The organism is Arthrobacter sp. BG3 (genome assembly GCF_056680185.1).
In genome coordinates this window covers 1,937,510-1,958,205 of sequence record NZ_CM155270.1, presented here as the reverse complement: position 1 = coordinate 1,958,205, position 20,696 = coordinate 1,937,510, and the positions used below count along the sequence as shown (strand labels likewise).

At 66.7% G+C, this 20,696-nt stretch carries 15 protein-coding genes; 13 read left to right on the top strand and 2 right to left on the bottom strand.

Annotated features, from left to right (window positions below; all coding sequences use genetic code 11):
• Window positions 1–18 precede the first annotated feature (18 nt).
• From betA to AC1MFL_RS08675, 5 genes are read left to right on the top strand one after another with little or no spacing between them, the layout of a single operon-like run.
• Window positions 19–1,716, top strand: coding sequence for a choline dehydrogenase (gene betA / locus AC1MFL_RS08695; protein WP_479814834.1), 1,698 nt, complete (start codon window positions 19–21; stop codon window positions 1,714–1,716).
• Entirely contained in the window at window positions 1,713–3,275 is a 1,563-nt protein-coding gene (locus AC1MFL_RS08690) for an aldehyde dehydrogenase family protein (RefSeq protein WP_479814832.1), read from the top strand. Before betA ends, AC1MFL_RS08690 begins: the two co-directional genes overlap by 4 nt.
• Window positions 3,272–4,306, top strand: a complete 1,035-nt coding sequence (locus AC1MFL_RS08685) for a quaternary amine ABC transporter ATP-binding protein (RefSeq protein ID WP_479814830.1) — start codon at window positions 3,272–3,274, stop codon at window positions 4,304–4,306. Before AC1MFL_RS08690 ends, AC1MFL_RS08685 begins: the two co-directional genes overlap by 4 nt.
• Window positions 4,306–6,336 carry an ABC transporter permease gene (locus AC1MFL_RS08680; RefSeq protein WP_479814828.1) on the top strand — a complete coding sequence of 677 codons (2,031 nt, stop codon included), beginning with the start codon at window positions 4,306–4,308 and terminating at the stop codon, window positions 6,334–6,336. Before AC1MFL_RS08685 ends, AC1MFL_RS08680 begins: the two co-directional genes overlap by 1 nt.
• Before the next feature lie 36 nt (window positions 6,337–6,372).
• Window positions 6,373–7,353: an ABC transporter substrate-binding protein gene (locus AC1MFL_RS08675; RefSeq protein WP_479814826.1), complete on the top strand. Its 981-nt coding sequence runs from the start codon at window positions 6,373–6,375 to the stop codon at window positions 7,351–7,353.
• A gap of 96 nt (window positions 7,354–7,449) precedes the next feature.
• On the opposite strand, the gene AC1MFL_RS08670 is transcribed toward AC1MFL_RS08675, so the two are convergent.
• Window positions 7,450–8,556 (bottom strand): S-(hydroxymethyl)mycothiol dehydrogenase, encoded by a 1,107-nt coding sequence (locus tag AC1MFL_RS08670; RefSeq protein ID WP_479814824.1) that lies wholly within the window; start codon window positions 8,554–8,556, stop codon window positions 7,450–7,452.
• Between the two features lie 382 nt (window positions 8,557–8,938).
• Here AC1MFL_RS08670 and AC1MFL_RS08665 point away from each other — a divergent pair, with 382 nt between their 5' ends.
• The 3 genes from AC1MFL_RS08665 (at window position 8,939) to AC1MFL_RS08655 (ending at window position 12,616) form a co-directional block, all read left to right on the top strand.
• A complete protein-coding gene (locus AC1MFL_RS08665) occupies window positions 8,939–10,363 on the top strand; it encodes an MFS transporter (protein WP_479814822.1) in 1,425 nt (474 codons plus the stop codon).
• A 52-nt stretch (window positions 10,364–10,415) separates the two neighbouring features.
• A complete protein-coding gene (locus AC1MFL_RS08660; protein WP_479814820.1) occupies window positions 10,416–11,672 on the top strand; it encodes an aminopeptidase P family protein in 1,257 nt (418 codons plus the stop codon).
• Window positions 11,673–11,788: 116 nt separating this feature from the next.
• On the top strand, window positions 11,789–12,616 hold the full coding sequence (locus AC1MFL_RS08655) for an IclR family transcriptional regulator (protein ID WP_479814818.1): 828 nt from the start codon (window positions 11,789–11,791) through the stop codon (window positions 12,614–12,616).
• A 21-nt stretch (window positions 12,617–12,637) separates the two neighbouring features.
• Here AC1MFL_RS08655 and AC1MFL_RS08650 read toward each other — a convergent pair whose 3' ends face one another.
• Entirely contained in the window at window positions 12,638–14,185 is a 1,548-nt protein-coding gene (locus tag AC1MFL_RS08650; RefSeq protein ID WP_479814816.1) for a PucR family transcriptional regulator, read from the bottom strand.
• A 105-nt stretch (window positions 14,186–14,290) separates the two neighbouring features.
• Here AC1MFL_RS08650 and AC1MFL_RS08645 point away from each other — a divergent pair, with 105 nt between their 5' ends.
• The 5 genes from AC1MFL_RS08645 (at window position 14,291) to AC1MFL_RS08625 (ending at window position 20,687) form a co-directional block, all read left to right on the top strand.
• Window positions 14,291–15,847: a purine-cytosine permease family protein gene (locus tag AC1MFL_RS08645; RefSeq protein WP_479814814.1), complete on the top strand. Its 1,557-nt coding sequence runs from the start codon at window positions 14,291–14,293 to the stop codon at window positions 15,845–15,847.
• 134 nt (window positions 15,848–15,981) lie between these two features.
• On the top strand, window positions 15,982–16,806 hold the full coding sequence (locus tag AC1MFL_RS08640; protein WP_479814812.1) for a creatininase: 825 nt from the start codon (window positions 15,982–15,984) through the stop codon (window positions 16,804–16,806).
• Between the two features lie 301 nt (window positions 16,807–17,107).
• Window positions 17,108–17,902 carry an IclR family transcriptional regulator gene (locus tag AC1MFL_RS08635; protein ID WP_479814810.1) on the top strand — a complete coding sequence of 265 codons (795 nt, stop codon included), beginning with the start codon at window positions 17,108–17,110 and terminating at the stop codon, window positions 17,900–17,902.
• A gap of 329 nt (window positions 17,903–18,231) precedes the next feature.
• Window positions 18,232–19,509 carry a cytochrome P450 gene (locus AC1MFL_RS08630; protein WP_479814808.1) on the top strand — a complete coding sequence of 426 codons (1,278 nt, stop codon included), beginning with the start codon at window positions 18,232–18,234 and terminating at the stop codon, window positions 19,507–19,509.
• A 5-nt stretch (window positions 19,510–19,514) separates the two neighbouring features.
• Window positions 19,515–20,687: a PEP/pyruvate-binding domain-containing protein gene (locus tag AC1MFL_RS08625; RefSeq protein WP_479814806.1), complete on the top strand. Its 1,173-nt coding sequence runs from the start codon at window positions 19,515–19,517 to the stop codon at window positions 20,685–20,687.
• Window positions 20,688–20,696: the final 9 nt, after the last annotated feature.

Genomic DNA, 20,696 nt, shown 5'->3' with positions numbered 1-20,696 from the left:
CCCAAGGAGATTCACCCCATGACGAACGAGAGCTACGACTACGTGATTGTCGGCGGCGGAAGCGCCGGATCGGTCCTCGCCGACCGGCTGAGCGCGGACGGAACGCACACCGTGCTGGTCCTTGAAGCAGGCCGCAGCGACTACCCGTGGGATCTTTTCATCCAGATGCCGGCGGCCCTGACGTTCCCCAGCGGCAACCGGTTCTATGACTGGCAATACCAGTCCGACCCCGAACCGCGCATGCACGGCCGCAGGATCGCGCACGCCCGCGGCAAGGTGCTGGGCGGCTCCAGCTCCATCAACGGGATGATCTTCCAGCGCGGCAACCCGCTGGACTACGAACGCTGGGGAGCCGACGCCGGCATGGAAACCTGGGACTTCGCGCACTGCCTGCCCTACTTCAAGCGCATGGAAACCGCGCTCGCCGCAGCGCCGGACGACGACCTGCGCGGCCATGACGGACCCCTGGTGCTGGAGCGCGGGCCGGCCCGCAACCCCCTGTTCCAGGCCTTCTTCCGGGCCGCCGGGGAAGCAGGGCACCAGCGCACCGACGACGTCAACGGGTACCGGCAGGAGGGCTTCGGCCCGTTTGACCGCAATGTCCACAAGGGCCAGCGGCTGTCCGCGTCCCGCGCCTACCTCCGCCCCAACAAGGGCCGCAAGAACCTGACCGTGCGCACCCGATCGCTCGTTTCCAAGGTCAATTTCGAGGGCACAACGGCAACCGGCGTCAGCTACCGCCGGAACGGACGGCAGCACACCGTCACCGCCAAGGAAGTGGTGCTGTGCGGCGGGGCCATCAACACGCCCCAGCTGCTGCAACTCTCCGGCGTCGGTGAATCGGCGCACCTGTCCTCGCTCGGCATCAGGCCCGTGGTGGACCTGCCCGGCGTGGGCGCAAACCTGCAGGACCACCTTGAGGTCTATGTCCAGCACTCCTGCACGCAGCCCGTATCCATGCAGCCGAGCCTCAGCCTCTGGCGCTACCCGCTGATCGGGCTCCAATGGCTGCTGGGCCGCAAGGGCCCGGCCGCCACCAACCACTTCGAAGGGGGCGGATTCGTCCGTTCCAACGACGACGTCGCCTACCCCAACCTGATGTTCCACTTCCTGCCGGTGGCTGTCCGCTACGACGGCCAGAAGGCCGACGCCAGACACGGGTACCAGGTCCACGTCGGCCCCATGTACTCCGACACCAGAGGCAGCGTGAAAATCACTTCCACGGACCCGGCCAAGCACCCGTCCCTGCAGTTCAACTACCTCTCCACGGACCAGGACCGGCGCGAATGGGTCGAGGCCATCCGGGTCACCCGCGACATCCTTGCCCAGCCGGCCCTCGCGCCCTACAGCGGCGGCGAACTCTCGCCGGGCCCGTCGGTCCAGACGGACGAGGAGATCCTCGACTGGGTGGCCCGGGACGCCGAGACTGCGCTCCACCCCTCCTGCACCGCCAAGATGGGCCCGGCCGCTGACCCCCTGGCAGTGGTGGACCCGCTCACCATGAAGGTGCACGGGACCTCGGGGCTCCGCGTGGCCGATGCCTCCGCGATGCCCTACGTGACCAACGGCAACATCTACGCGCCGGTCATGATGCTCGCCGAAAAGGCAGCGGACCTCATCCTGGGGCGTACGCCGCTGGCACCCCAGCACGCCGACTTCTACCGGCACGCACCTGCAGCGGCACCCGAGGCCGCACCCGGCGTGGTCCGCGCATGAGCTGCGTCCAGGGGGTCGAGCTGGCCGGGACCGGCGGCCGGACCGTGACGGGCCCCGGTGCCGCACCGCTGCGGGGCCTCTTCGTGGACGGCCGGTGGCGTGAACCGGCCGCCGGAAACACCCGGGTCATCAGCTGCCCGGCGGACGGCGAGCAGGTCGCCGAGGTCGCCGAATGCACGGCGGCCGACGCCGCGGAAGCAGTCGCCAGCGCCCGCCGCGCGTTCGACGCCGGAGCGTGGCCCGGAACCAGCGAGAAGGACCGCGGCCAGGTCCTGCTCCGCACCGCCGAACTGCTGGAACGCGACAAGGCACTCTATGCCCGGGCCGAAGCCCTCGACACGGGCAAACGCTACGTCGAGGCCGAATACGACATCGACGATATCGCCGCCTGCTTCCGGTACTACGGCGGGATCGCCGGGACGGACGCCGGCCGCGTGATCGACACCGGAAACCCCGGAACCATCAGCCGCGTGGTGCACGCCCCGGTAGGGGTCTGCGGACTGATCACGCCGTGGAACTACCCCCTCCTGCAGGCCTCATGGAAGGTGGCCCCGGCCCTGCTGGCCGGCAATACCTTCGTCCTGAAGCCCAGCGAACTGACTCCCTCCACGTCCATCCTGCTGATGGACACGCTTCTCGAGGCCGGATTGCCGCCCGGCGTCGCCAACCTCGTCACCGGCACCGGCCCGGAGGTCGGCGCCGTGCTGAGCGAAAGCCCGGACGTTGACCTGGTCTCCTTTACCGGCGGCCTGGCCACCGGGATCAGCATCATGAAGACCGCAGCCGACACCGTGAAGCGGGTCGCCCTGGAACTGGGCGGGAAGAACCCCAACATCGTCTTTGCTGATGCCGACCGCGAGTCGGCACTGGACAACGCCCTCACCGCGGTGTTCCTGCATTCGGGGCAGGTGTGCTCGGCCGGGACGAGGCTCATCGTCGAGGAATCGATCCACGACGGGTTCGTGGCCGAACTCGTGCGGCGCGCCCAGGCCATCCGGCTTGGCGGCCCCTTCGACGAGCGCGCGGAGACCGGCCCGCTCATCTCGGCCGCGCACCGCGGCAAGGTCCATGCCCACGTCCAGGCCGGCATCGCGGAAGGAGCCACGCTGCTGTGCGGCGGCTACATCCCGGACACCGGCGAGCTGGCAACCGGCAGCTACTACCCTCCCACCATCCTGGACGGTTGCCATACCTCCATGAAGGCCGTCCAGGAGGAGTCGTTCGGGCCGGTCCTGACCGTGGAGACCTTCAGCACCGAGCAGGAAGCCATCAGACTGGCCAATGACACCGCCTATGGGCTGGCCGGCGCCGTCTGGACGACTGACGGTTCCCGCGCGCAGCGGGTGGCGGGGGCCCTCCGGCACGGCACCGTGTGGATCAACGACTACCACCCGTACGTTCCCCAGGCTGAGTGGGGCGGATTCGGCAAGTCCGGAAACGGCCGCGAGCTGGGGCTGCAGGGCCTCGCGGAGTACCGCGAAACCAAGCACATCTGGCAGAACATCAATCCCAAGCCCAGCCACTGGTTCGAGCCTCCACAGGCAGGAGTACAGCAATGAACAGTCCCGACATCTCAGTGCGCAAGCTATGGAAGGTCTTCGGGCCAGGGGGTGACAAGATCCCCGACAACCCTGAACTCTCGGCCCTGAACTCCGCGGAGCTGCTGGAACGCACCGGCTGCGTGGCGGCGGTCCGCGACCTGAGTTTCGACGTCGCCAAAGGCGAGGTCTTCGTCGTCATGGGACTCTCAGGATCCGGCAAATCCACCCTGATCCGCTGCCTGACCCGGCTGATCGAACCCACCTCCGGGCAGGTCCTGGTGGACGGCAAGGACGTCCTGCAGGCGGGCACCGCGGAGCTGCGCGAACTGCGCCGCCGGAAAATGTCCATGGTGTTCCAGCACTTCGGTCTCCTGCCCCACCGCACCGTGCTGGACAACGTCTCCTACGGCCTGCAGATCCGCGGGGCGGCCAAAAACGAACGCTACGCCAGGGCCCGGGAGATCATCGAACTCGTGGGCCTCAAAGGCTACGAGCAGCACTACCCGGACCAGCTGTCCGGCGGGATGCAGCAGCGCGTGGGCCTGGGCCGGGCCCTCGCCGGCGATCCGGACACCATCCTCTTCGATGAGCCCTTCTCCGCCCTGGATCCGCTCATCCGCCGCGACATGCAGGCCGAAGTCATCCGGCTGCACAAGGAAATGGGCAAGACCATGGTCTTCGTGACCCACGACCTCTCCGAGGCGCTCAAGCTCGGCGACCGCATCCTGATCATGCGGAACGGCGAGACCGTCCAGTGCGGCACGGGAGACGAACTGGTGGGGTCCCCCGCGGACAAATACATCGAGGACTTTGTGTCCGAAGTGCCCCGCGCGGATGTCCTGACCCTGAAGTGGATCGCCGGGCCAGTGGCGGCCGGAACGCCGGCCGACGCGCCGGTCCTCAGTTCCCGGATGATCATCCGCGATGCCATCGCGGCGGTCATGCACTCCTCCTGCCCCGTCTTGGTGGAGGATTCGGGGCGGATCACCGGGCAGATCGACCGTGACAGCATCCTGTCGGTGCTGCGGCCCACGGAAGCAGCGGCCTAATGTCCACCCTTGTCGGAGACCGTGTCCGGGTCCCGCCCGCCCCGGCCACCCCTGAGCCCCGCCGGCGGCCCAGCCTGCGCACCCTCCTGCTGGCAGGCGCCGCCCTCGTCTGGATCCTGGGATTCGTTATCCTGCATGGAACCTCCACCCTGACGCTGCCTGCCTCGGAGCTGACGGACCTGCACCGCTCCCTCAACCAGTTCAACGCCTGGGTGGCAGCAAACCGCGCAGACAACCCCGTCTTCCTGTACGTCTTCACTCCCTTGCGGGCCGCCGTCGACGCCGTGGCCAACCTGTTCATCACCACCTTTGCGGCGAGTTCCACGGGCCTGCGCCTGCCGGAAATCGGCTGGCTCGGAACGGTGGGCGTGCTGGGCTGGATCGCGTTCGCGATCGGAAACGCCCGGGTCGCCGTGCTGACGGTGGCCGTCTTTATGTTCTTCGGCTTCCAGGGCCTGTTCGTCGAGGCCACCTACACGTTCGCCCTGGTCCTCACCGCTGTGCTGCTGACCCTTCTGGTAGGAATCCCGCTCGGTGTCCTGGCCGGCGTCTACGGCCGCGTCGCCAAGGTCATCACGCCGGTGCTGGACTTCATGCAGACGCTGCCAACGTTCGTGTACCTGGCCCCGCTTGCCCTGATCTTCCTGATCGGCCCGGCGTCAGCCGTCATCGCCACGGTGATCTACGCAGCCCCGCCTGTGATCCGGCTGACGGCGCACGGCATCCGCGGCATCCCGGAGAACACCCGCGAAGCCTCCGATTCGCTGGGCACAACCGGCCTGCAGCGGCTCGTCAACCTGCAGCTTCCGATGGCCCGCCGCACCATCGTCATGGGAATCAACCAGAGCACCATGGCGGCACTGTCCATGGTCACCATCGCCGCGCTGATCGCAGCACCCGGGCTCGGCCAGGTCGTGGTCCGGGCGCTGCAGTCTCTGGACGTCGGCACGGCCGTCAACGCCGGGCTCTCCATCGTGCTGCTGGCGATCGTGTTGGACCGGGTGACCACCGCGGCAAGCCGCCGCGCGGAGCCGGGTGCGGCCAGGAACCGCAGGGTCTCCCGCAGGACCAGGTACATCCTCCTGGGCGTGAGCCTGGTCCTGGTACTGGCTATGGTGCAGCTGTCCCGGACGATGCTATGGGCAGCGGCCTTCCCGGCAGAGCTCAACATCGGCCCGGTCATCGTCCAGGCGGTGGGCTCGGCCAGCCAATGGATGCAGGCCAACCTCTCCCTGTTCACCGTGTCCTTCCGGGAAGCCGTCACCACCGGGATCCTCAACCCGTTCCAGTCGCTGCTCACCGACACCCCCTTTTACATCCTCGTGGCCGTCATTGCCATGGCCGCCTACGCCCTGGGCGGCTGGAAGCTCGCGGCCCTGACCACGGCGTGCCTGGGCGCGATCATCTACCTCGGCCTCTGGAGCGACTCGATGGTCACGCTGGCCGGGACACTCGTCGCCACCGTGGTGGTCATGATCCTGGGCATCGTCTTCGGCGTCGCCATGGGACGGTCCGAGCGGATGGACCAGATCATGCGGCCCATGCTGGACGCCGGCCAGACCATGCCGGCGTTCGTGTACCTGGTCCCGTTCCTTGGGCTCTTCGGCGCCACCCGCTTCACGGCGATCATCGCCGGGATCATCTACGCCGCCCCTGTGGCCATCAAGATCACGGCTGACGGCATCTCGGCGATTTCCCCCACGGTGGTCGAAGCGGCCGTCGCCAGCGGCTCCACCCCCTGGCAGGTCATCACCAAGGTCCAGCTGCCGATGGCCAGGCAGACCCTGGCCCTCGCCGCCAACCAGGGCCTGATCTACGTTCTGGCCATGGTGGTGGTCGGGGCGCTCGTGGGCGCGGGCGGCCTCGGGTACGACGTCGTCGCCGGCTTCGTCCAAAGCGCGCTCTTCGGCAAGGGCCTCGCCGCTGGTCTTGCCATCGTTTTCCTCGGCATCCTGCTGGACAGGATGACCCAGGCTGCCGCAGCCACTCCGGTGCGGAAAATCCCCTCCCCGAAAACCACAGCACCCTGACCCCGAGACCCGCACCCCGAACAAGGAGATCTAACGATGAATATAGCTGGACTGCTGTTGAAACGAACCGTCCCGGCGGTTGCGGGGGCCGCTGCCGCCGCCCTGCTGCTCGCAGGCTGCGGCGGTGCTTCCGTGAACCAGGCGGCTGCTGCCCCGGCCGCCGCGGGTGCGGCGCCCTGCGGGTCTGTCAATGTGGCGCTCAACGCCTGGGTGGGCTACACGGCGAATGCAGCCGTCTACAGCTACGTGGCGAAGAACAAGCTTGGCTGCACCGTGGTCCAGAAGGACCTGAACGAGCAGATCTCCTGGCAGGGTTTCGCTTCGGGGGAGGTTGACGTCGTGATGGAAAACTGGGGCCATGATGATCTGGCCAAACAGTACATCAGCCAGCAGAAGGTGGCAGTCGACGCCGGCCCCACAGGCAATGAAGGCCGCATCGGCTGGTACGTCGCGCCATGGATGGCAGAAAAATACCCGGACATCACGGACGGGGCAAACCTGAACAAGTACGCCTCGATGTTCGCCACGTCCGAATCCGGCGGCAAGGGACAGGTCCTCGACGGCGATCCCGCCTTCGTCACAAACGACGAGGCGCTGGTGAAGAACCTCGGCTTGGACTACAAGGTGGTGTTCTCCGGCTCGGAGGCCGCCCTGATCCAGTCGTTCCGGACATCGGAGCAGAACAAAACGCCGCTCCTGGGCTATTTCTACGAGCCGCAGTGGTTCCTGTCCGAGGTTTCCCTCAAGAAGGTCAACCTGCCGGCGTGGAGTGAGGGCTGCGACGCAAACCCGGAAAAGGTGGCCTGTGACTACCCGATTTACAAGCTCAACAAGGTGATCTCCAAGAAGTTCGAGGACAGCGGCTCGCCGGCGGCCAAGCTGGCCAAGGCCTTCAAATGGACCAACGAGGACCAGAACTCGGTCGCCACGGACATCCAGGGCGGCATGACGCCGGAGGCCGCTGCCAAGAAGTGGGTGGACGCGCATCAGCAGGCTGTGGATGCCTGGCTCAGCTAGCCGGGCCGTCCGCGCACCCACCGAATAGCGTTAGCCAGGAAAGTCGCCCTCCGACGGAAATCCGTCGGAGGGCGACTTGCTTCCCGCTGGTGATGCTCAGGCCCTTCCGGGCGCTGCAGCGATTTCAACGACCGAACGAAGGACCTTGCCCTCGTGCATTCTGGCGAAGGCCTCCTCCACCTGGTCCATGCTGATCCGTTCGGTCACGAAGGCGTCCAGGTCCAGGTTGCCAAGCCGGTACTGCGCCACCAGCATCGGGAAGTCCCGTGAGGGCAGGCAGTCCCCGTACCAGGAGGACTTCAGGGACCCTCCCCGGCCGAAGACATCCAGCAGGGGCACCTCGATCTTCGCGTCCGGCGACGGAACACCCACGAGCACCACGCGGCCGGCGAAGTCGCGGGCATAGAACGCCTGCTTGAAGGTTTCGGGACGTCCGACGGCGTCGATCACCAGGTCGGCGCCGTGGCCTCCCGTCAGTGCACGGATGGCTTCGACAGGATCCTCCCGGCTCGAGTCGACGCCGTGGGTGGCGCCCAGGGATCTGGCCATGTCCACCTTGTTGGCGTCGATGTCCACGGCAATGATTGTGGTGGCGCCGGCCAGCTTTGCCCCGGCGATTGCGGCGATGCCCACACCGCCGCAGCCGATCACGGCCACAGACTCGCCACGCTTGACCTCGCCGGTGTGGATGGCGGCGCCGATGCCGGCCATCACGCCGCAGCCGAGCAGGCCGACGGCGGCGGGATCGGCGTCGTCGTCCACTTTCGTGCACTGCCCGGCGGCGACGAGTGTCTTCTCCGCGAAGGCGCCGATGCCGAGGGCGGGCGACAACTCGGTGCCGTCCTCAAGGGTCATCTTCTGCGTCGCGTTGTGCGTGTTGAAGCAGTACTGCGGCTGTCCCTTGGCGCACGCCCGGCACTGGCCGCAGACGGCACGCCAGTTCAGGATGACCCTGTCCCCGGGCGCCACTTCCGTGACATCCGGGCCCACCGCGCTGACCACGCCGGTGGCCTCGTGGCCCAGCAGGATGGGGAAGTCGTCCGTGATGCCGCCCTGCTTGTAGTGCAGGTCGGTATGGCAGACCCCGCACGTGAGGATGTCCACCAATGCCTCGCCCGGTCCCGGTTCCGGAACCAGAATGGTCTCGACGGAAACCGGGCCGTTCTTCTCCCTGGCAATGACTGCCTTTACCTTGTGAACCACTGCGTTCCTTTCCTGATCCCCGGGACTCCAGAGGGTGGCAGCGGTGCCAGATTTTTCCGACCCGCCAAATTGCGCATTACGCAACACGATGCAGATAGCGCGTACTGAAAATATGCCAGCCCCTGCTGGGGGTGTCAATGGATCCAGCCCAGGGCCCCGCCGTCCCTCAGCTGAAGCACCCTGGTCCACTTCTTGACGCAACACGCTTCCATCCGATGCAGCATTTGGATGGATCCTTCCAGGGACGGAAATAGCGAGTCGCCGCTGTTGGACCAGCTTTAATCCACGTCAACCAGAAAAGCATTGACCGTGTCGCAGATCACGTCTAATCTGGTGCAACAGCGTTGCAGTGAATGCAACTCCAAAACCCTTTGGTGGACACATGAGTAACGAAACTCCCTCCCCCGCCACACTTGCGGGGCCGAGCAGCCCGGAGTCGAATAGCGGGCATGGCAGTACTTCCTCCGGACCAACAACATTGAGTGGCCGCGTGAACCCGGACGGCCACGCCGAACCCGGCAACGGCAGCGGCGTCAGCAAGGAAACCCGCCGGCGGGTGATTGCGGCGAGCTTCATCGGTAACTTCGTGGAGTGGTTTGACTACGCGGTGTACGGCTACCTCGCAGTCACCATCGCCGCGGTCTTCTTCCCTGAATCCAATCCCCAGACGGGGCTGCTGCTGACGTTTGCCCTGTTCGCCATTTCGTTCCTGGTGCGGCCCCTCGGAGGTTTTGTCTGGGGCCACATCGGAGACCGGGTGGGGCGCCGGACGGCACTTTCCCTGTCCATCCTGATCATGTCCGGAGCGACGTTCTGCATCGCCCTGATCCCCGGCTACGACACGATCGGGATCTGGGCTCCGATCCTGCTCCTGATCATCCGCGTCGCGCAGGGCTTCTCTGCTTCGGGCGAGTACGCCGGCGCCTCCGCATTCCTCGTGGAGTACGCCCCGGCCAACAGGCGCGGACTGTACGCCGCCGTCGTGCCGGCCAGTACGGCCGCGGGCCTGCTGCTGGGCTCCCTGCTCGCGGGCCTGCTGACCACGCTGCTCAGCTCCGAGGCGATGCAAAGCTGGGGATGGCGGCTGCCGTTCCTGCTCGCGGCCCCGATGGGCCTGATCGGACGCTACATCCGCACGAAGCTCGAAGACACCCCGGTGTTCCGCGAACTCGCGGCGGAGGACGAGACCATCAAGGCCCCGGTCGTTGGCCTCTTCCGCAACCACTGGCGGCTGCTGCTGCGGGCGGTCGGCGCGGTGCTGCTGAACGCCGTGGGTTTCTATGTGATTCTCAGCTACATGCCGACGTACCTGTCCTCGGAACTGGGCCTCGGGAAGACCGAATCGTTCCTGGCGACCACCATCGCGCTGGTGACGTACATCGGGTTCATCTTCCTGACCGGCATGCTCTCTGACCGGTACGGCCGGAAGAAGGTGCTGATCGCGGCGTCCCTCAGCTTCATCGTGCTGACCGTGCCTGCCTTCGCCCTGCTGGGCACCGGCAACTTCCTGGTCATCATCCTGGTCCAGATCCTGCTGGGCGGCATGCTCACCCTCAATGACGGCACCCTGCCGAGCTTCCTGGCCGAGATGTTCCCCACCCGTGTCCGCTACAGCGGCTTCGCGGTCAGCTTCAACCTCTCCAACGCGCTCTTCGGCGGCACCGCACCCTTCATGGCCACCCTCCTGATCGCCGCGACAGCCAACGAACTGGCCCCGGCCTGGTACCTGGTGGGATCGGCAGTCGTCTCCCTGATCGCCGTCGCGCTCTCCCGCGAAACGTGCAAGGAACCGCTGCGCCACGAGTAGCCCCCGCCCTGACCTCTTCACCTTCAGAAAAGCACTGCAGAAAGGCACCACCATGACCACCACCACCACCGACAACGCATCGTCCATCGCCGAACTCGAGCGCCTCAAGGTCCTGCACAACGGACAGAAGGAAAAGCTGACCTTTTCCAACGCCGAATTTGAGCGCCGGCTCGCCGGCCTGCGCCGGATCATGGACGAGAAAAACCTGGACGCCGTCGTCCTGACCAGCTACCACTCCATCAAGTACTACTCCGACTTCCTGTTCACCTACTTCGGCCGCTCCTACGCCATGGTGGTCACCAAGGACGACACCGTGACCGTCACGGCCAACATCGACGCCGGCATGCCGTGGCGCCGCAGCTACGGTGAGAACGTGGTCTACACGGACTGGCGCCGGGACAACTACATCTTCGCCATCCAGGAGGTGCTGCGCACCCGCGGCATCAACCCGCGCCGGATCGGCGTCGAGGACGATTCGCTCCCGCTGGACAACCGCAACAAGATCCAGGCAGCCTTCGAATCAGCCACCCTGGTCGACGTCGCCCAGGCAGCGATGCGCCAGCGGATGATCAAATCCGCCGAAGAGATCGAGGTCATCAAGCACGGCGCCCGCATCGGCGACCTCGGCGGGGAAGCCATCCGCAACGCCATCACCGCCGGGATCACCGAATACGAGGTCGCCCTGATCGGCACCGAAGCCATGGTCCACGAAATCGCCCGGACCTTCCCCGACTCGGAAATCCGCGACACCTGGGTCTGGTTCCAGTCCGGCATCAACACCGACGGCGCCCACAACTGGGCCACCACCCGCAAGATCCAGGAACACGACATCCTGTCCCTGAACTGCTTCCCGATGACCTCCGGCTACTACACCGCCCTGGAACGCACCCTGTTCTACGGCGAACCCGACGCCCGCTCCCTGGAACTGTGGAACATCAACGTCGAAGTCCACAAACGCGGCCTCGAACTCATCAAGCCCGGAGCGGTCTGCAAGGACATCGCCGCGGAACTGAACGAAATCTACGTCGGCCACGGCCTGCTCGCCAACCGGACCTTCGGCTACGGGCACTCCTTCGGCGTCCTCAGCCACTACTACGGCCGCGAAGCCGGACTGGAACTCCGCGAGGACATCGACACCGTGCTGGAACCGGGCATGGTGGTCTCCATGGAACCGATGATCACCGTCCTGGACGGTGCGCCCGGCGCCGGCGGCTACCGCGAGCACGACATCCTGGTCGTCGGCGAGGACGGAGCCGAGAACATCACCAAGTTCCCCTTCGGCCCCGAGTACAACATCGTGGGCGCCTGACCGCCCCCTGACCGCCCCCTGACCGCCCCCTGACCCCGCCCTGACTCCGCAAGAAGCGGCGCCACGTCCCACGTGGCGCCGCTTCCGGCCCTTAATACGGAATGATGGTGGACACCATGACCCCAGCAGAAACTCCCGAGACCACCGGAAGCGGCGACACCAAGGGCACCTCCGTCATCGTCAACGCCATCGCCGTGCTGCGGACCTTCACCGCCGACGAACCGCTGCTCGGAGTCACCGAGATCGCCAACCGCGTCGGCCTGCACAAAAGCACCGTTTCCCGGATCCTGGCCACCTTCGAACAGGAACACCTGGTCGAACGCGACCCGGAAACCCGCCGCTTCCGTCTCGGACTGGGACTCATCGCCGTCGCCGGGCCGCTGCTGGCCGAACTGGAAGAACGCCGCGTCGCCTACCCGGTCCTGCGTGAACTCACCGAACAGACCGGCGAAACCAGCGCCCTGATGGTCTGGAACGGCGCCGAGTCAATGTGCGTGGAACAGATCGCCAGCCACCACCAGATCAAGCACACCACCCCCCTCGGAGCCCGGTACACCGACGCCATGAGCGCCTCCGTGCAGATCTTCCTCTCCACCGAACCCGACGAACGCGTCCGGGCCCTGCTCCGCAGCGGAGCCATCACCTATCCGGGGCTCGATGATGCCAGCCTGGACGCCTACCAGATCAAACTCAAGGATGCGACGGCCCGCGGCTGGGCCATCAACTACGGCGAATCCTCCCTCGACGAAGTCGGCGTCGCCGCCCCCGTCTACGACCACCGCGGCGACATCGTCGCTGCCGTCCTGATCTCCGCGCCCCGGTTCCGCGTCTCACGGGAAAGACTGCAGAGCCTCGGCGAAGCCTGCGCAGCCTCGGCCCGCAAGATCACCACCCGGCTGGGCGGCCGGCCGGCCGGGAGCGCAGGGGCAACCCTCCCCGGCTGAATCCCGGACGGGTCCGGCGACTCAGATCAGTCCGGCAAGCCGGGTGGCCAGGTGCAAGGCCGCCAGCCGGCCAGTGTCCCGCGGGTCACCGCCGCACAGCTCAAAGATCCGACGCAGCCGCTGGTGCATCGACTGCCGTTCCAGATGGAGTTCCCTGGCTGCGTGCGCGGTGTTGCATCCGCAATCCATCCACGTTGCCAGCGTTTCCAGCAGCCGCGAATTGCGCTGTGCGTCATGGTCCAGGAGGGTCCCCAATTGCTGGCGCACGAAGTTCCGCCGCTGATAAGGGTCCAGTGATTGAACGGCGAGGCGTTCCACGGCGAATTCCTCCGCGTCGACGACCGGACGGCGTGCGCCGCCGGTTTCGGAACGGGACGGCTCCGGGGAGTCTGCCAGTTCCAGGGTGAGCTTGGCTTCGGAGAGCGACCATGGAGCGTCCGAAATTCCCGTCACCAACGGCCCCACCGCGGCGAGCGTCCTTACAATGGCGGGCAGCTCCAGCAGCCCTGCCAGGAGCCTCCGCCGGCGTTCCTCCGGTGCATCGCTGCCGAGGCCGGCCACTGCGAGAAGCTCGGCGTTATCGACGTAGGTGGCGTGCGACTGGGCTGTCCGGGCCAGTACCTGTTCCACCGATGTCCGCAGCTGCTGCGAGGTGTCGGACCGGACCGCGATGGCCACGAGCGGGGAGGAGACCGGAATTCCGGCTGCTGATGCCAGTTGTTGAAGCCGCCACGGCTGGCTGCCGGAATCGACGGCACGGATCAAGGCAGCTCCCGCAACCTCCCGCAGACCGGGCGACATCCGCTGCAGCATGGCCAGCGCCAGGATATCCACCGAGCGTTTTCCGGCAGTCCGCGCAAGGTTCTCATCCTGGTCCGCCGGGACCCGGAGTACCAGCTGGGCCGCGAGGATTCCGCGCACCGGAACGTCGATCCGGATCAGCCGCGCATGCTCCTGCGGGGCGGGGGCAGAGCTGCCGGCCGCATCGCCGGTGCCGGTGCTCACTGGCGCCGCACTGGCCAGGGTCACGCCCGTGAGGGACGCCAGGGCCACCTCGGCGTGAGTAATCCGCGCGAGCACGGCCAGAATCCGGTCCAGGCCGCCGCCGTGTGCCAGCTCAACGGCCATCGCGTGACTTGCTTCATCTGCCTGCCGTAACTGCGACACCGACTCGCTGACCAGTGCGGAGTTGATGGCCTGCATGACACTGACAAAAGGCACCACCTTGCGAAGCTCGATCAGCGGAAGCCCGGCTGCCTCGGCGGCAGAGATCATCAAGGACGGCAGCGAAGGAAGGGCCAAGCCGGTTTCGATAGCCAAGGCGGCCACCCCCCGCTCGGCCAGTTGCTGGACGTACGTGATCCGCCGGTCGTCGGACGCGAGTGCAAGTGCTTCCCCTCCCGTCAGCAGGAGCTCCCCGCCGTCCAGCAGCGGAGCGATGTCCAGGATCTCACTGGAGTGCACCCACCGAAGCTGGGTCCGGGCAGCCCTGCCGCTGGCCGCGCGCACCACCGGATCAGCCGCCGCCAAGGTCGGGTGGTTGAGCACATCGATGAGACGTATAGGCATGACACTCCGTCGTGTAAGGCGGGCATTAACTATACACATCTTATATAGGCGATGTGGCATGGGCCACATAATCTTGAAGCACCCCAATCGCTCACGGAGGCTCCAATGCGTGAAACATCCCCAACGGTTTCGGCCAGCACCGCTCCAGCGGCCAGCGAAGACCACGAAGCGTGGCTTCACCCCATCCCCGAATCAGAACGGACCCGCAAAGTGTCCGGCCAGTTCTGGATCTGGGCCGGCGCCAACCTCGCCCCGATCAACTGGGTGCTCGGCGCGCTCGGCATCCAGCTCGGCCTGGGATTCGCGGACACGGTCACCGTCCTCGTCCTCGGAAACCTGATCGGGATGCTGCTCTTTGGCTGCTTCGTCCTGCTGGGCCAGAAGACCGGAGCGACCGGCATGGTGCTCGCCCGCGCCGCCTTTGGCCGGCGCGGAAATTACCTGCCGGCGGCCATCCAGGCCCTGCTGGTGATCGGCTGGTGCGCGGTCAACACCTGGATCATCCTGGACCTGGTCATGGCGCTGTTCGGAACTCTGGGCTGGGTTGACCCGGAGGCCCACAACTACGCGTGGAAGATCGGCATCGCCACCTTCATCATGGCGACCCAGGTGGCCATTGCCTGGTTCGGCTACAAGGCGATCGCCGCCTTCGAGAAATGGACCGTCCCGCCCACCATCATCATCCTCACCGTCATGTCGGCAGTGGCCTGGTTCGGCATGCAGATCAACTGGACCTACGCCGGCCCCGCAGGCCACGTCCTCGAAGGCTCCGAACGCATCGCCGCGATGAGCGCCGTCATGACGGCCATCGGCATCGGCTGGGGCATCACCTGGTTCACCTACGCCGCAGACTACTCCCGCTTCGTCAGCACCTCGGTGCCCAAGCACAAGGTCTACCTCGCCTCGGTGCTGGGCCAGTTCATCCCCGTCGTCTGGCTGGGCATCCTGGGGGCCAGCCTGGCCACCAACACCGGGGAAATCGACCCCGGAAAACTCATCGTCCTCAACTTCGGCGCGCTGGCACTTCCCGTGCTGCTCATGGTCCTGCACGGCCCGATCGCGACCAACATCCTGAATATCTACACCTTCTCCGTGGCCACCCAGGCGCTGGACATCTCCATCAGCCGCCGCAAGCTCAACCTCTTCGTGGGCGTGTTCTCCCTGGCAGCCGTGATCTTCTTCATCTACCAGGAGGATTTCGCCTCCGTCCTGGACGCGTGGCTGATCGGACTCGTGGCCTGGGTTGCCGCCTGGGGCGGCGTCATGCTGGTGCACTACTTCTGGCTTGAAAAGCGCTGGCCCGGCGACCCGTCCCGGCTGTTCGACGCTGTAGGCACCAAGCGCCTGCCCGGCGTGAATCCGGCCGGCGTCGTCTCCCTGCTGGTCGGAATCTTCGCCACCTGGCTGTTCATGTACGGGCTGGTCCCCGCGATGCAGGGGCCGGTCGCCGTCGCCCTGGGCGGATGGGACCTGTCCTGGCTGGCCGGCGGCCTGTCCAGCGCCGGAGCGTACGCCCTTATGGGGCCGCGGTACCACCGGAAGTTCCTGCACCTGACCAGCGCCGATGCGATGACGGTTCCGGCCCCTGCTGCCGCACCCGAGGTGGCCGCCATCGGGAGGGCCGACGTCCCCGCCGTGTCCGCTTCCTCCACGGGCCTCTGACCAGGAGATCACCCGACGGCGGGGAAAACGCCACCGGATTCCCCGCCGGCCGGCCCCGCACCAACGTCAGCGCCTAATTGGCGGCGGCCGACGGCGCCATTTGCACACTGAACATAACGAGGAGCACCACCAGCATGGACAAGTCAGTACTTCTGGAAGACCTGGATGCTTTCGCCTACCGCGAGGTCTTGGCATCCGGGGACGCGATCGTCCTCATTCCCGTCGGGTCCCTGGAGCAGCACGGTCCACACCTTCCGCTGGGAACGGACACCATCCTGTCCTCCCACTTCGCGGAGGGTGTTGCCCGGCGGCTGGGTGGACTTGTTGCCCAGCCGATCGCCTACGGGTACAAATCGCAGCAGAAGTCCGGCGGAGGAAACCACCTCTCCGGTACAACCAGCCTGGATGGCGCCACCCTCATTGGCGTGGCCCGCAACCTGGTCAAGTCCTTCCTCAATCAGGGCGTCCGGCACGTGGTATTCATCAACGGCCATTTTGAGAACTACCAGTTCCTGTACGAGGGCATCGATCTTGCCCTTGACGAGTTGGGCATTAAGCCCGGAGCAGAGCAGGGCGTGCTGCTGCTCTCCTACTGGGACTTCGTCAGCGAGGACACGCTAAGTCAGGTCTATCCCGGTGGCTTCCCGGGCTGGGACATCGAGCACGGCGGGGTCCTGGAAACCTCGCTCATGCTCCACCTCGAACCCGCCCGGGTAGGCATTGACCGCGTGGTCGACGGTCCAGCCGCGGTCCTCCCGCGCTTCGACAGGCTCCCGGTGGTTCCGGAGCGGACACCGGCCACCGGTTGCCTGTCATCGGCCGCTGGCTCCAGCGCAGCCAAGGGGAAGCTGCTATACGGACAGGTCGTCAGAGACTTGGCCTTCGATCTCGGGAGTGAACTGGTGCGTGGACCCGCGCCTGCAGTTCTTTCCGTGCCGCCTGCGGTTGTTCTGGCGTAGGGGATCACACGGGGAACGCGCTTCACCCAATAAAACTATGGCGCCGCGGGGCAACTTTCCCGCGGCGCCTTCGTGTCACGGCACTGCCCAGGGGGACACGAGGGTAGCAAGCGAACCGAAACCCCAACGCGGGGTCACTTAGCGCCCGTCCCGGGCCCCGGGATGGGCGCTAAGTGACCCCGCGTTGCTGGGTTTGCGGACCGGCCGTCCGGGTGCGGGCACTGGCGGGCTACACTCGATTTCGGGCCCGCCGGCCGGCCGATGGCAGACCGGGTACCACGCCCGCGACAAGGAGGTCACGATGGCCGGCGGCAACCGCGAACCCGGCAGGACCGTTACCTCGAAGGTCCTCGCCATCCTTGAGACCTTCGAAACGTCCCGGGGCGCGCTCAGCCTGACCGACATCGCGGAAAAATCCGGCCTGCCCCTGAGCACCGCCCACCGCCTGGTCAACGAGCTCACCGACTGGGGGTTCCTCTCGCGCGAGCCCAACGGCCGCTACCAGCTCGGCATCCGGCTCTGGGAGCTCGCCCAGAACACCGGGCGGCAACTGCGCGACGCGGCGCGGCCCTACATCCAGGACCTGTTCTCACTCACCGGCGAAACCGCACATCTGGCGGTCCGGGCCGGCCACGAGGTGCTCTACATCGACCGGGTCTACGGCTCCAAGCGGGTGCCCCGCGCCAGCCGGGTCGGCGGCCGGCTGCCCATGCACGCGACCGCCGTCGGGAAGGTCCTCCTCGCCTTCGAGGAGGACTGGGTCCGGGACGCCTACCTGAACCGGCAGCTGGAGCGGCACACCGCGCACACCCACGTGGACCCCAAAAAACTTGCCGCGGAGCTGATCCGGATCCGCGAGCAGGGCTACGCCACCACCCTGGAGGAAGTCCGGCTGGGCTCCTGCTCCATCGCCGTTCCGGTCTTCCACACCGGCAGGATCGGCGCGTCGATCGGACTCGTGCTGCCCACCAGCCAGGCCGCCACGATGACCCGGCACCTTCCCGTCCTGCGCGGCATCGCCGCCCAGATCGAGCGCGCCACGGCCCGGATCCCGCTGGAGACGCTGCTGGGCAGCCACGTCGCCGGCACGGACTGACCCCGGCACGGCCCTCGCATTGGCCTTGCACCCCGCCGCACGGCTTCCGGCTGCCTCGGGGTGGTCGGCGGCCTTGCGTTGCGGCCGGTAGCGTCCGTCCGGGGGCACTTTGGTGCCAATATCCGACGTCGGCGGCTCAGTTGGCGGCGTGTCCGTGTTGAACTGCCCCCGGCCCGCGGCCAGCCCGTACTGCGGGGGCGCGGAAAACAACTCGCTTCCGCTCAGCGGAAGGCAGCCCTGCCGTCCGAGAGTGATCGGGGCCACACTGGTGAATAAGAACCCCGGCATGCACTGGCGCAGCCGGCGGGACCAAAAACCAAGGAGCTTAGATGTCATCGTCGACGGATACGGCCGGCCGCTGTCCCTTTGGACACGGCGCCGAGGCACCCGCAGGGCACCACGGCTACGAGCCGTTCCAGATGAAGGATCCGTTCCCGGCCTACGCTGAACTCCGGGCCGAACAACCGGTGATGTTCGACGAGCGGGTCGGCCTCTACGTCGTCTCCCGCTACGACGACATCAAGGCCGTCTTCGAGGACTGGCAGACCTTCTCCAGCGAAAACGCGCAGGCACCCGTCCGGGAACGGGGCGCCGCCGCGAAGAAGATCATGGAAGACGGCGGCTTCACCGCCTACTCGGGCCTCTCCGCCCGCCGCCCCCCGGAGCACACCCGCATCCGGGCCGTGGTCCAGAAGGCCTTCACGCCCCGCCGCTACAAGGCGCTCGAACCGTTCATCCGGCAGAACGTCGTCGAGCTGCTCGAAAAGATGCTGGCCCGGCCGGACCACCACGGCGACATGGTCAAGGATCTCGCCTACGACGTCCCCACCATCACCATCCTCACCCTGATCGGCGCGGACGTCTCCCAGGTGGACACCTTCAAACGCTGGAGCGATTCCCGCGCGGCCATGACCTGGGGTGACCTCAGCGACGAGGAACAGATCCCGCACGCCCACAACCTCGTGGCGTACTGGCAGGAGTGCCTGCGCCTGGTCAAGGTGGCCCACGAGGAAGGCGGCGACAACCTCACCGCGGACCTCGTGAAGTCGCAGCAGGAAGGTGCGGAGATCTCCGACCACGAGATTGCCTCCGTCCTCTATAGCCTGCTCTTCGCCGGCCACGAAACCACTACCACGCTGATCTCCAACGCCCTCCGCGAACTGCTGGCCCGGCCCGAGCAGTGGCAGCAGCTCGTCGAGGACCCCAAGAAGATCCCCGCCGCCATCGACGAGGTCCTGCGCTACGCCGGCTCGATCGTCGGCTGGCGCCGCAAGGCCCTCAAGGACACCGAAGTTGGCGGCGTTGCCGTCGAAGCGGGCGCGCAGCTGCTGCTCCTGATGGGCTCCGCCAACCGCGACGAGAACAAATTCGCCGCCGGCGAGGACTTCGACATCACCCGCCCCAACGCCCGCGAGCACCTCTCTTTCGGGTTCGGCATCCATTACTGCCTGGGCAATATGCTCGCCAAACTCCAAGCCAAAATCGCGCTCGAGGAAGTGGCCCGGCTCGCCCCCGGCCTGCAGCTGGAGAACCCGGAAGCCATCGCCTTCCGGGAAAACCTCTCCTTCCGCGTCCCCGAGACCGTCCCCGTCAGCTGGAAGGCCTGAGAAATATGCAAAGCAACGAATACATCCAATTCTTCGACGGCGGCATCGAACCGAAACTCGAAAACCTTGGCGGCAAGGGCGCCTCGCTGGTCACCATGACCTCCGCCGGCATGCCCGTCCCGCCCGGCTTCGTGGTCACCACGGCCCAGTTCGACGCGTTTATGGAAGAAGCAGGCATCACCCGGCATATCCACCAGCTCCTTGCCGATCTGGACCCCGAGGACATGGGCCAGGTGGACAAGGTCTCCGCCGCCATCCGGGAGGACATCTGCTCCCGCCCGGTGCCCGAGGCCCTCCGCGAGCTCACCATCACCGCCTACGAGTCCCTGATGTCCCGCTTCGGGGCACCGGTCCCGGTGGCCGTCCGCTCCAGCGCCACCGCCGAGGATCTCCCGGACGCCTCCTTCGCCGGCCAGCAGGACACCTACCTCTGGCTCGACGGCGTCAAGGCCGTCACCGAGCACATCCGGCAGTGCTGGGCTTCGCTCTTCACCTCCCGCGCCATCATCTACCGGCTCAAGAACAACATCCCGAACGAGGGTCTCTCCATGGCTGTCGTGGTGCAGAAGATGGTCAACGCCCGTGTCTCCGGCGTCGCCATCACCATGGACCCCACCAACGGCGACCGCTCCAAGATCACCATCGACTCCTCCTACGGGGTCGGTGAAATGGTGGTCTCCGGCCAGGTCACCCCGGACAACATCATGCTGGACAAGGTCACCCTGACGGTCATTTCCGAACACCTCGGCGACAAGCATGCGGAACTCATCCCGGACGCCGCGGCCGGCCGCCTCGTGGAGCGGGAGGTCGACGCCGAACGCCGCGGCCGCCGCAGCCTCAGCGACGCCGAACTCACCGCCGTCGCCCAGATGGCCAAGCGCGCGGAAAAGCACTACAAGTGCCCGCAGGACATCGAATGGGCCCTCGACACGGACCTGCCCGACGGCGACAACCTGCTCCTGCTGCAATCCCGGCCCGAAACCGTGCACTCCTCCAAACCGGCGCTCCCGTCGACTGCCGCCGCCGGCGGCTACTTCAGCGGACTCAGCCCCGCCAGCCCCGCCCCCGCCTCCACCGCCCCGCCGGCCGGCCCGGCGCCGTCGTCCGCTGCTCCCGCCGCACCTGCCGGGTTCAGCCTCGGCAGCATCACCGCGTCCCTGCTGAAGCCCGCCGTCTAACAAATCTTG